The organism is Fontimonas sp. SYSU GA230001, assembly GCF_040066175.1.
Lineage (GTDB): Bacteria > Pseudomonadota > Gammaproteobacteria > Nevskiales > Nevskiaceae > Solimonas.
The window spans coordinates 60,509-72,191 of record NZ_JBEAAM010000004.1; the positions used below are offsets into that span (position 1 = coordinate 60,509).

11 protein-coding genes are annotated in these 11,683 nt (G+C 69.6%); all 11 read left to right on the forward strand.

What is annotated here, in order from left to right; genetic code table 11:
- Nucleotides 1-16 precede the first annotated feature (16 nt).
- The 11 genes from AAG565_RS02415 to purF all read left to right on the forward strand — a co-directional run bounded on the left by AAG565_RS02415 (nucleotide 17) and on the right by purF (nucleotide 11,626).
- Nucleotides 17-2,518, forward strand: coding sequence for a FimV/HubP family polar landmark protein (locus tag AAG565_RS02415; protein ID WP_348817949.1), 2,502 nt, complete (start codon nucleotides 17-19; stop codon nucleotides 2,516-2,518).
- 33 nt (nucleotides 2,519-2,551) lie between these two features.
- Nucleotides 2,552-3,211, forward strand: a complete 660-nt coding sequence (locus AAG565_RS02420; protein ID WP_348817950.1) for a hypothetical protein — start codon at nucleotides 2,552-2,554, stop codon at nucleotides 3,209-3,211.
- Complete coding sequence (truA, locus tag AAG565_RS02425) at nucleotides 3,208-3,993, forward strand: tRNA pseudouridine(38-40) synthase TruA (RefSeq protein WP_348818072.1); 786 nt, start codon at nucleotides 3,208-3,210, stop codon at nucleotides 3,991-3,993. The genes AAG565_RS02420 and truA overlap by 4 nt, the downstream gene beginning before the upstream one ends.
- A gap of 1 nt (nucleotide 3,994) precedes the next feature.
- The gene (locus tag AAG565_RS02430; RefSeq protein ID WP_348817951.1) at nucleotides 3,995-4,627 is read left to right on the forward strand and encodes a phosphoribosylanthranilate isomerase; all 633 of its coding nucleotides are present in this window, start codon (nucleotides 3,995-3,997) and stop codon (nucleotides 4,625-4,627) included.
- On the forward strand, nucleotides 4,624-5,820 hold the full coding sequence (gene trpB / locus AAG565_RS02435; RefSeq protein ID WP_348817952.1) for a tryptophan synthase subunit beta: 1,197 nt from the start codon (nucleotides 4,624-4,626) through the stop codon (nucleotides 5,818-5,820). Before AAG565_RS02430 ends, trpB begins: the two co-directional genes overlap by 4 nt.
- Before the next feature lie 49 nt (nucleotides 5,821-5,869).
- Nucleotides 5,870-6,676, forward strand: coding sequence for a tryptophan synthase subunit alpha (gene trpA, locus AAG565_RS02440; RefSeq protein WP_348817953.1), 807 nt, complete (start codon nucleotides 5,870-5,872; stop codon nucleotides 6,674-6,676).
- A gap of 42 nt (nucleotides 6,677-6,718) precedes the next feature.
- Entirely contained in the window at nucleotides 6,719-7,603 is an 885-nt protein-coding gene (gene accD / locus AAG565_RS02445; protein WP_348817954.1) for an acetyl-CoA carboxylase, carboxyltransferase subunit beta, read from the forward strand.
- Nucleotides 7,604-7,632: 29 nt separating this feature from the next.
- Nucleotides 7,633-8,877, forward strand: coding sequence for a bifunctional tetrahydrofolate synthase/dihydrofolate synthase (gene folC, locus AAG565_RS02450; RefSeq protein ID WP_348817955.1), 1,245 nt, complete (start codon nucleotides 7,633-7,635; stop codon nucleotides 8,875-8,877).
- Nucleotides 8,870-9,517: an SPOR domain-containing protein gene (locus AAG565_RS02455; protein ID WP_348817956.1), complete on the forward strand. Its 648-nt coding sequence runs from the start codon at nucleotides 8,870-8,872 to the stop codon at nucleotides 9,515-9,517. The genes folC and AAG565_RS02455 overlap by 8 nt, the downstream gene beginning before the upstream one ends.
- 76 nt (nucleotides 9,518-9,593) lie before the next feature.
- Complete coding sequence (locus tag AAG565_RS02460; protein ID WP_348817957.1) at nucleotides 9,594-10,112, forward strand: CvpA family protein; 519 nt, start codon at nucleotides 9,594-9,596, stop codon at nucleotides 10,110-10,112.
- A gap of 2 nt (nucleotides 10,113-10,114) precedes the next feature.
- On the forward strand, nucleotides 10,115-11,626 hold the full coding sequence (gene purF, locus AAG565_RS02465) for an amidophosphoribosyltransferase (RefSeq protein ID WP_348817958.1): 1,512 nt from the start codon (nucleotides 10,115-10,117) through the stop codon (nucleotides 11,624-11,626).
- The last annotated feature ends 57 nt before the right edge of the window (nucleotides 11,627-11,683 follow it).

Sequence of the window (11,683 nt, forward strand, 5' to 3'; positions counted from 1 at the left end):
GGATTCTGGAGAGGATATGAGGCGCTTGCTCCGACGCATCGCGGCCGTGCTACCGGTGCTCTGGCCCCTGCTGTGGGTGTCCAGCGCCGCCGCGTTGGGGCTGGGCGAAATCGATGTCCGCTCCGGGCTCAACCAGCGCTTCGTGGCGCAGATTCCGATCACGGCGGCCAGCGCCGAGGAGCTGGAAACCCTCAAGGTGTCCCTGGCCAGCAACGCGGAGTTCGAGAAGGCGGGCATCGAGCGGCTGTCCTACCTGTCCACGCTGCGCTTCGAGGTCAAGGGTGGCCCCGCGCCACGCATCGAGATCAGCAGCGACCAGCTGGCGCGCGAACCCTTCCTGACACTGCTGCTGGATGTGCGCCAGGCGGGCAATCGCCTCGTGCGCGAGTACACGGTGTTCCTCGATCCGCCGGAGTACCGGGCGCCTCCGAACCGGACCCCCGAGTTCTACGAGACCGCGGCGGAGCGCGCCGCCCGGCCGGCACCGACGCCGCAGCCCGCTGTTCCGGCGCCGCCGCGTGCGCCGGAGCCGCGCGAGCCGGTCGCGCAGCGTCCGCGCGCAGAGCCCTACGGCGAACCGATGCTGGCGGCCGATGGCGGCCGCTATGGCCCGGTCCAGGGACAGGAGACGCTGTGGAGCATCGCCGCGCGCCTGCGCCCGCCCGCGGCGACCATGGACCAGATGATGCTGGCGCTGTATCGCGGCAATCCTTCGGCCTTCGAGGGCGGCATCAACGGCCTGCTCAAGGGTGCGTTGCTGACGGTCCCCTCGGCCGAGGACGTGCTCGCGGTCGATCCGCAGACGGCGAAGGAAGAGGTGCTGCGCCTGCGTGGCCAGCGTGCGCCGGTGCGGCCGCAGCCGCGCACGGAACCGGCCGTGACGTCCGCGCCGGAACCGGTGCCGACGGTCCGTCCGCCGCCGATCACGACGCCGGTGCCCACACTGGCCCCCACCCCGGCGCCCAGCGCAGCACCCACCCCGGCGCCGACCGCCGAGCCGACCGCTCAGCCGACCCCACAGCCGACCGCCGAACCCACCGCGGGTCCGGCCGGCGAGATCACCGAACCGGTGACGGAGATCGGTGCGGTTCCCGCGGATGAAGTCGCGCCGACGCCCGCGCCCAAACCCAGGGTCACGCCGGCAGCCGACGACGTCGTGGCGACGAAACCGCGCCCCGAACCGGAAGCCGGGCTGCTGGAAACCTTGCTGCTGCCGCTGATCGGCGGTCTGATCGTACTCGGCGGGCTCGGCTATCTGGTGTCGCGCCTGCTGGCGCGGCGCAAGGCGGCGCCCGTCGCGCCGCCGCTGGCGGCGCGGCAGATGCCTTCCGCCAGACCGGTCGAACCGCCGGTGGTCGCGGTGGCCAAGCCTGCTGCGGCCGCCGCCGCAGCCGCCGCAGCGCCGGCCGCAGCAGCGGAGGCCGCGGCGCGCGCTGGCGCGGCCGGTTTCGACACCGAGCAGATCAAGACTCAGCAGATCCCGACCCAGCAGATCCCGGCTGCGGCGGCGCCGGCCGCGGCGGAACCCGCCCCGTCCGACGCGCTGCCGACGGATACCGTCGATTTCGATCTCACCGGGCAGTTCGAAGCGCAGACGGTGCAGATCAACCTGGATGCCAACGACCCGGTATCCGAGGCGGATTTCCATCTGGCCTACGGGCTCTACGACGAGGCCGCGCTGCTGCTCAAGCAGGCGGCGGAGAAGGAGCCGCAGCGCACCGACATCCGCGTCAAGCTGGCGGAGACCTATTTCGCGGCGGGCAAGCGCGCCGAGTTCGAACAGTGCGCGCGCGAGATGAAATCCATGTTGCCCGAGGCGGAGTGGCAGAAGATCGCCATCATGGGGCAGCAGCTCGCGCCGGACTCGGAGCTGTTCAAGGATGGTGCCGGCGCTGCGGCGGTCGGCCGCACCGATTTCGATCTCGATTTCGGTACGCCGTCCGCGGTGCCCGCCGCAGCCCCAGCGGCCGCGGCTGCGGCCGAACCCAGGCTCGACCAGGGCCTCGATTTCAAGCTCGAGGATCTCGAGGCGCCCAAGCTCGAACAGCCGAGTCTGGAGGTCGCGCCGGACAAGGGTGAAGCGCTGGAGTTCGATCTCAGCCAGTTCGACCTGGCCGAGTCCGCGCCGGCCGCTGCGGCGCCGGCTGCTGCGGCGAAGGACCAGGGCAATTCGCTGGATTTCGACCTGGATCTGTCCGGATTCGACGTGCGCGAGGCATCCGAGGTCGCGGCCAGCGCGCCGCCGCCCCCCGAGCCAGCCCCGGCTGCAGCGCCCGCGCCCAAGGCTGCGCCCGAAGACATGGGCGAGATCCGGCTCGACGACATCGACCTGGGCGAGTTCGGCGGCGAGCCACCGACCGCAGGCAGCGACGAGGTTTCCACCAAGCTGGATCTGGCCCGTGCCTATGTCGATATGGGTGACCACGACATGGCGCGCACCTTGCTCGACGAAGTCGCGCAGCAGGGCAACGCGGAGCAGAAGAAGGATGCCCAGGCGCTGATGGCGCAACTGGGTTGAGCCGGGCCGGTCCTGGTCCTGCAAGCACGCACAGTGCATCCCGCGGTTCGCGTCCTGGTGCTGCTGGTGCTGGCGTCCGCGCTGCCGGCGATGAGTGCGGCCGCGCTGGCGCTGCTCGGTGCGCTCAGTGCGCTGCTGTACTTCAGGTTCGCGCCGGATGCGCTGGATCGTCTGCGCACCGGCCTGCTGCGCCTGCGCTGGCTGCTGCTGGCGATCTTCGTCCTGTACGTCGGCTGCACGCAGGGCGAACCGCTGTTCGCGGCGCTGCCTGGATTGAGCCGTGAGGGACTGGCCGAGGGCACACGGCGTGCCCTGGTCCTCATTGATCTGCTGACGATGGTTTACCTGTTGCTCGCACTCACTCCGGTGCACCGGCTGGCGTCGGCGATCTGCCTGTTGCTGGGACCTCTGCGCTGGGCCGGTGTCGATCCGGCGCGCGTCGGTCTGCGCCTCGCATTGGCGCTCGATGCGGTCGGTGAGATGCACGCGCGGTTCAAGGCCGTCGTCCACCACGACCAGGGTGCCCGTGCCTCGCCCTGGCAGCGCGCGGCCGCGCTCGTCGAGCAGATCGAGACTCAGGCCGGCGCCGCAGCCGTCACGGTGCCGGCCACGGATGACAACCCGGCGCCGCACTGGTGGGAGTGGCCGATTCCGGTGCTGCTCGCCGTCGCGCTGCACACGTGGACGCCGTGACGCGCTACGCCGCGGGCGTCGAGTACGTCGGTACGGAGTTTTCCGGCTGGCAGGCGATCGAACGGCAGCGCACCGTGCAGCGTGAGCTGGAACGCGCCCTGAGTCAGGTCGCCGCGCACCCCGTCGAAGTCGTCGCCGCGGGGCGCACCGATGCCGGCGTGCACGCCCTGCAGCAGGTGGTCCACTTCGACTCGCCTGCGCCGCGCAGTGCCTACGCGTGGCTGCTGGGCACGAACACCCACCTGCCGCCGGACCTGTCACTGCGCTGGATCCAGCCGGTCGCTGAGCGTTTCCACGCACGCCACGACGCGCGCCGGCGCCGGTATCGCTACGTGATCCACAATCACCGCGCGCGCAGCGCCCTGCTGCGCCAGCGTGCCGGCTGGTGGCCGCAGACGCTGGACACGGCGGCGATGGACGCCGCCGCACAGTGCCTGGTCGGCGAGCATGATTTCTCCGCGTTCCGCGATTCGCAGTGCCAGTCGCCGACGCCGGTGCGCCGCGTCGAGTCGCTTGCGGTGCGCCGCGCGCAGGACTTCGTCGTGATCGACATCTGCGGCAACGCCTTCCTGCATCACATGGTGCGCAACATCACCGGCACGCTGGCGCTGGTCGGCCTGGGCAAGCAGCCGGTCGGGTGGGTCGCGCAGGTGCTGGCGAGCCGCGACCGCCGACAGGCGGGGATGACCGCGCCCGCCGCGGGACTCTATTTCGTGGGTCCGGAATATCCGGCAGAATTCGCCCTCCCGCCGCCGCCGCGGCCCTGGTTTCCTCCCCTGTAGCGTGTTTCGCACCCGCATCAAGTTCTGTGGCATCCGCCGTGCGGCGGACGCCAGGGCCGCCGTCGAGCTGGGGGTCGATGCCATCGGCTTCGTCCTCGTCGCGCAGAGCCGGCGCTACATCGCGCCGGAACGCGCCGCGCGCCTGCGGGCCCAGTTGCCGCCGTTCGTGTCCGCGGTGGCGCTGTTCATGGATGCCACGGCGGAGGAAGTGCGCCGGAGCGTCGATCTGTTGCGCCCGGACCTGCTGCAGTTTCACGGACACGAGGATCCGGCGTTCTGCGCGAGCTTCGGCGTGCCCTACATGAAGGCGATCGGGATGGGCGGCGCGTCGGCACCCGCGCGGTCCGCGCGGCGCTTCGGCAGCGCCGCGGCGCTGCTGCTCGACGGCCATGCGCCCGGGGCGATGGGCGGAAGCGGCGAGACCTTCGACTGGTCGAAGGTCGGCGGCTTGCGCCGCCCGCTGGTGCTGGCCGGCGGACTGACGCCGCGCAACGTGGGCCTGGCGATCCGGGCCTTGCGGCCCTACGCGGTGGACGTGTCGAGCGGAATCGAGCAGAAGCCCGGCGTCAAGGATCTGGACAAGATGCGCGCCTTCGTCAAGGCGGTACGGCGCGCCGACGAGGCAAAGAGATGAGCTATCACTACCCCGATGCGCGCGGACATTTCGGCCCTTATGGCGGACAGTTCGTCGCCGAAACCCTGATGCAGCCGCTGCGCGAGCTGGAGGACGCCTACGAGCGTCTGAAGAACGATCCGTCGTTCCTGCGCGAGTTCGGCGAGGATCTGCGCGATTACGTGGGCCGTCCGTCGCCGCTGTATCACGCCCGGCGCCTGACGCGGCAGTGGGGCGGTGCGCAGGTCTGGCTCAAGCGCGAGGATCTGAATCACACCGGCGCGCACAAGATCAACAACACGGTCGGCCAGGCGTTGCTGGCGAAGCATCTGGGCAAGACGCGCATCATCGCCGAGACCGGGGCCGGCCAGCACGGGGTCGCGTCGGCGACCATCGCGGCGCGTCTGGGACTCAAGTGTGTGGTTTACATGGGCTCCGAGGACGTGCAGCGGCAGTCGCCCAATGTGTACCGCATGAAACTGCTGGGTGCCGAGGTCGTGCCGGTGAACAGCGGCACCAAGACCCTCAAGGACGCGATGAACGAGGCCTTGCGTGACTGGGTGACGAACGTCGATGACACGTTCTACGTGATCGGCACCGCCGCAGGACCCCATCCGTACCCGATGCTGGTGCGCGATTTCCAGTCGGTGATCGGTCGCGAGGTGATGGCGCAGAGCCGCGACAAGTTCGGTCGCCTGCCGGATGTGCTGGTGGCCTGCGTCGGCGGCGGCTCGAATGCGATCGGCCTGTTCTACCCGTTCATCGACGAGCCCGAAGTGGCGATGTACGGCGTCGAAGCCGGCGGCCATGGGCTGACCACGGCCGATCATGCCGCGCCGCTGTCGGCCGGCAAGCCGGGCGTGCTGCACGGCAACCGCACCTACATCATGGCCGATGCCAACGGCCAGATCCTGCCGACGCATTCGATCTCCGCCGGTCTCGACTATCCCGGCGTCGGACCGGAGCACTCTTGGCTCAAGGACAGCGGCCGCGTCCGCTACGTCGCGGCCACCGACGACGAGGCGCTGGCGGCGTTCCACGAGCTGACGCGCCTGGAAGGCATCATCCCCGCGCTCGAATCCGCACACGCCTTCGCCTACGCGAGGAAGCTCGCGCCGGAACTCGGGCCCGAGCGCCACATGGTCGTCAACCTGTCCGGCCGCGGCGACAAGGACATCTTCACGATCGCCCGGCTCGAAGGCATCACGCTATGACCATCTCCTTCGCCAACCGGCCTTCCGCGGCCGGGCTTTCAGGATCAGCATGAACCGGCTCGAAACGACTTTTGCGGCGCTCAAGGCGGCCGGGCGCAAGGCGCTGATTCCGTACATCACCGCCGGCGATCCGCAGCCCGGCGTGACCGTGGAGCTGATGCATGCGCTGGTCCGCGGCGGTGCCGACGTGATCGAGCTCGGCGTGCCGTTCTCCGACCCGATGGCAGACGGCCCGGTGATCCAGCTCGCCTGCGAGCGGGCGCTGCGGCACGGCACCGGGCTGTGGGACGTGCTGGACATGGTCGCCGCGTTCCGGCGCGCGGATGCGCAGACGCCGGTCGTCCTGATGGGCTACCTCAACCCGATCGAATCCCGCGGGGCCGCGGTCTTCGCGCGGCGCGCGCGCGAGGCTGGCGTGGACGGCGTGCTGATCGTCGATCTCGCGGTCGAGGAGGCGCCGGAGTATCTGCCGGCGCTCCGCTCCGAAGGCCTCGACTGCATCTTTCTGCTTGCGCCGACCAGCCCCGACGATCGCATCGACGCAGTCGCACGCGCCGCCAGTGGCTATCTGTACTATGTCTCGCTCAAGGGCGTGACCGGCGCGGCAAGCCTCGATGTCGCCGCGGTGTCGGCGAAGCTCGACGTGATCCGCAGGCACACGCGGCTGCCGCTGGCGGTCGGCTTCGGCATCCGCGACGCCGCTACGGCACGCGCGGTCGGACGACTGGCCGATGGCGTCGTCGTCGGCAGCGCCCTGGTGGCGGAGATCGAGCGACTGCAGGACCGGCCAGGCGATCTGCCGTCGGTCATCGAGCAGCGCCTGCGCAGGCTCCGCGAGGCCTTGGATTCAATTTGAGGCGGCTGGCCTTAAGATGAGCGGCGAACTTCCGACGCGATCATGTCCGACTCCATGAGCTGGCTCGATAAAATTGCCGGATCCAAGCTGCTCGCCAGCGGCGCGAGCAAGCGCAACGTGCCGGAGGGGCTGTGGACCAAGTGCGACAGCTGCCAGTCGGTGCTGTATCGCGCCGAACTGGAGCGCACGCTGGAGGTTTGTCCGAAGTGCGGTGCGCACCACGCGATCGGTGCGCGGCAGCGCCTGGATCATTTCCTCGACGCAGAGCCGCGCCACGAGATCGCCGAGGATGTGGTCTCCAAGGACCCGCTCAAGTTCAAGGACAGCCGCAAGTACGTGGATCGCCTCAAGGAGGCGCAGGCCGATACGCATGAGAACGACGCGCTGATCGTCGTGCGCGGCCAGTTGATGGGCCTGCCGCTGGTCGCTGCAGCATTCGAGTTCGGCTTCATGGGCGGCTCGATGGGCAGCGTCGTCGGCGAGAAGTTCGTGCGTGGCGTCAACGCCTGCCTCGAATTCGGTGTGCCGTTCGTCTGCTTCCATGCGTCCGGCGGGGCGCGCATGCAGGAATCGCTGTACTCGCTGATGCAGATGGCCAAGACTTCCGCCGCGCTCGCCAGGCTCGCGGAACGCGGTCTGCCGTATGTCTCCGTGCTGACGCATCCGACGATGGGCGGCGTGTCGGCGAGCTTCGCCATGTTGGGGGACGTCCATATCGCCGAGCCCAAGGCGCTGATCGGCTTCGCAGGCCCGCGCGTGATCGAGCAGACCGTGCGGCAGAAGCTGCCCGAAGGGTTCCAGCGCGCCGAGTTCCTCCTGGAGAAAGGGGCCATCGACCTGATCGTCGATCGTCGCGAGATGCGCGAGCGCATCCACCGGCTGCTGGCGATGCTGACGCATTTCTCGCCGAGCGTCAGTTCGACCTGACCGGCGCGCTGGCCGCAGCGACGCGGACCATGACCCGCACACTGGATGAATGGCTGCGCTGGCAGGAGACCCTGCATCCGCGCGCGATCGAACTGGGCCTGCAGCGCGTCGCCGAGGTCGCGGCGCGCCTGCGTCTGCTCGAACGGTCGCCGCCGACGCTGGTCGTCGGCGGCACCAACGGCAAGGGGTCCAGCGCCCACCTCGCGGCGCTGATCTACCGTGAGGCGGGTTATCGCGTCGGCCTGTACACCTCGCCGCACCTGCGGCGCTACAACGAACGGGTGCGCGTCGATGATCGCTGTGCCGACGACGCGGAGCTGTGCGGCGCGTTCGCGGCGGTGGAAGCCGCGCGCGGCAGCACGCCGCTGACCTACTTCGAGTTCGGGACCCTGGCGGCGCTGTGGCTGTTCCGCGAGTCGGCGGTCGAGGCCCGCGTGCTCGAGGTCGGCCTCGGCGGTCGTCTCGACGCGGTGAACATCGTCGATGCCGATGCCGCGCTGGTCACCAGCATCGGACTCGACCATCTCGACTGGCTGGGCCCGGACCGTGAGTCCATCGCGCGCGAGAAGGCCGGCATCTTCCGTCCCGGCCGGCCGGCGGTGGTGGCCGAGCCCGATCCGCCGCGCAGTCTCATCGACACGGCGTGCGCGCTCGGCGCCGATCTGCGCGTGGCCGGCCGCGACTTCGGCCACGACGCGACGGCCGGTGGCTTCGACTGGCATGGCCGCGCCTGGCGCCTGGGTGGCCTGCCATCGCCGGGACTGCCGGGTGCGGTCCAGGTGCAGAACGCCAGCGGCGTGCTGGCCTGCATCGAGGCTCTGGCGCCATCGCTGCCGGTGGAGGAGGCGGCGATCCGGCGCGCACTGCCGGCGTTGCGCGTGGCGGGGCGCTGCGAGCAGCGCGGTCGCTACCTGCTCGATGTCGCGCACAACCGCGAGGCCGCCGAGGTGCTGGGTGCGCATCTGGATACTCTGGAGCGTGGCACGCCGCGGGTCCTGGTCCTGGGCATGCTCGCCGACAAGCCGCATGCCGCAGTCGCGCGGGTGCTGGCGCCGCGCGTCGATCACTGGGTGCTGGTGGACACGCCTGGCGAACGGGGCCTTGCGGCAACCGAGCTGGCGCGCCGGATCGGCACTGACGCGGGCGTCCGATGCTGCGACAATATGCGCGATGCGCTGTCCGCGGCTCGCGCGCTGGCCGGGCCGCGGGGGCGCATCGTCGTGACCGGTTCGTTCCTCACCGTCGCCGCAGCGGCCGCCGAACTCGATGGATGAAGCCCTCAAACGCCGCCTGATCGGCGCCGCGCTGCTGGTGCTGGTCGCGTTCGCGATCGCGTCGGTACTGCCCGAGCCCCAGCTGAGGAGCGCCCCACAAGACGGTCAGCAGGTCGTGACCATCGAATTGCGGGAACCGGAACCGACGCCCGTCGGCAGACGCACCGCGCCGAGCGACACGCCGGTGCCGGCGCCGATCGCCACGCCGCCGCCGGTCGAACGCAGTGCCGAGCACGGCGGAGATCCCGATGCGCCGCCGGAGATCGTGGCCGGCGACCGGCCCGATCCCGTGCCGGCAAGCCCGGCACCCACCGCGACGCCCAGGCCGGCGCCCACCCCTGCCGCGAGTCCGGCGCTCGCTGCGCAGGTGCCCGCACCGACGCCACCTGCCGAGCGTGCCGGCGCCGGAAGTCCGTGGTGGGTCCAGATCGGTTCCTACTCGGACATCGCCAACGCGCGCCTCGTCGAGTCGCGCATGCGCGCACTCGGTCAGACCGTGGTCATCGCGCCGATCGATACGCCGCGAGGTGTGCTGTATCGCGTGCGCTGCGGGCCTTACGCGTCGCAATCCGCCGGCCAGGAGGCGCATGCGCGCATCGTCGCGGCCGGCTATCCCGAGGCGCGCCTGATCAACCCCTAGGGTCACCGTGCGCATACGCGGCGGGGTAGTGCCGTGAAGTGATAAGATGCCGCGCTGCCGCACGTATTGCCCGCGCATGACTTGGATCGACTACTGCATCCTGTCCGTCTTCATCGTTTCCGTGCTGGTCGGCGTCTGGCGCGGATTCACCCGCGAGGTGTTGAGTCTGGCGACCTGGATCGCGGCCTTCGTCGCCGCGTGGCTGTTCAGCAGCATGGTCGGCGTGCGGCTCGAACCGCACCTCGGTGACCCGGCGCTGCGCGAGGCGGCCGCCAGCGCGATCGTGTTCCTGCTGGCGCTGTTCGCCGGTGCGGTGATCACGCATTTCATCGTCGTCGCCGTGCGCGACAGCCGCTTCTCGCCCGCCGACCGCACGATGGGCGGCGGCCTCGGTGTCGTGCGCGCGGTCGTTGCCGTCAGCCTGTTCGTGCTCGTCGCGGGTCGCATGGGTGCCGGCGAAAACCTGTGGTGGCGGCAGTCGCTGCTGATCGACCGCTTCACGCCGCTGGCGCGCGGCGCCGAGACGCTCATCCCGGCGCGCTGGCTGGACCTGCTCAAGCCGGCGCTTCCGTCCAGTTCCTCATCGAGCCAGTAACCATGTGCGGAATCTCCGGCATCGTCTCCCAGGGCAGCGCGGTCAACTCGGAACTGTTCGACGCGCTGACCATGCTCCAGCACCGCGGACAGGATGCCGCGGGGATCATCACCAATGAAGGACATCGCCTGTACCTGCGCAAGGAGAACGGGCTGGTGCGGGACGTGTTCAACGCCGACGACCAGATGGTCAAGCTGCGCGGCCGCATGGGTGTGGCCCATGTGCGCTATCCGACCGCGGGCTGTTCGACGTCGGCCGAGGCGCAGCCGTTCTACACCAACACGCCGTTCGGCATCTCGTTGTCCCACAACGGCAATCTGACCAATGCCGAGGAGCTCAAGCAGGAGCTGTTCCTGCAGGACCGCCGGCATCTCAACACGGAGTCGGACTCGGAAGTCCTGCTCAACGTCTTCGCACACGAGCTGCTGCAGCGCGGTGTGCTGCGCCTGACCCCGGAGGACGTGTTCGCGGCCGTGTCGGGGGTGCACCAGCGCTGCCGCGGTGCCTATGCCTGCGTGGCGATGATCACCGGTTACGGCATCGTCGGCTTTCGCGATCCCTTCGGCATCCGTCCGGCGGTGTACGGGCAGCGCGAGACGCCACGCGGCATGGACTACATGATCGCCTCGGAATCGGTCGCGCTGGCGGCGCTGGGCTACGAGATGATCGGCGACATCGCGCCGGGCGAGGCGGTGCTGATCACGCTGGATGGCAAGCTGCACAAGCGGCAGTGCGCGGCCAATCCGATCTATTCGCCGTGCATCTTCGAGCACGTCTATCTGGCGCGGCCGGACTCGGTGATGGACGACATCTATGTGTACAAGGCGCGCCTGCGCATGGGCGTGAAACTCGCGGAGAAAATCCTGCGCGAGTGGCCCGACCACGACATCGACGTCGTGATCCCGATTCCGGACACCTCGCGTGTCGCCGGCGCCGAGCTGGCGGCCCGTCTGGGCGTGAACTACCGCGAGGGCTTCATCAAGAACCGCTACATCGGCCGCACCTTCATCATGCCCGGCCAGGCGCAGCGCAAGAAGTCGGTGCGCCAGAAGCTCAATCCGGTCGATATCGAATTCCGCGGCAAGAACGTGCTGCTGGTGGACGACTCGATCGTGCGCGGCACGACCTCGAAGGAGATCATCCAGATGGCGCGCGATGCCGGCGCAAACAAGGTGTATTTCGCCTCCGCGGCGCCGCCGGTGCGCTATCCGAACGTCTATGGCATCGACATGCCGACCAGCTCCGAGCTGGTCGCGCACGGACGCAGTGTCGAGGAGCTGACCACGCTGCTCGGCGCCGACCGGCTGATCTACCAGGATCTCGAGGACCTGATCGAGGCGGTGCGCGCCGGCAACCCGGCGATCACGCGCTTCGACTGCTCGGTGTTCACCGGCGAGTACATCACGCAGGACGTTACCGCCGAGTACCTGAGTCAGCTCGAGCTGTTCCGTTCGGATTCGGCCAAGGCCGCGCGCCAGCGTGCGCAGACCATGATCGAACTGCCGAATGCCTGACGGCGGTTTCCGGTCGGCAGTTTCCGGACCGAGAACAACTGGAAACCGGAAGCCGGA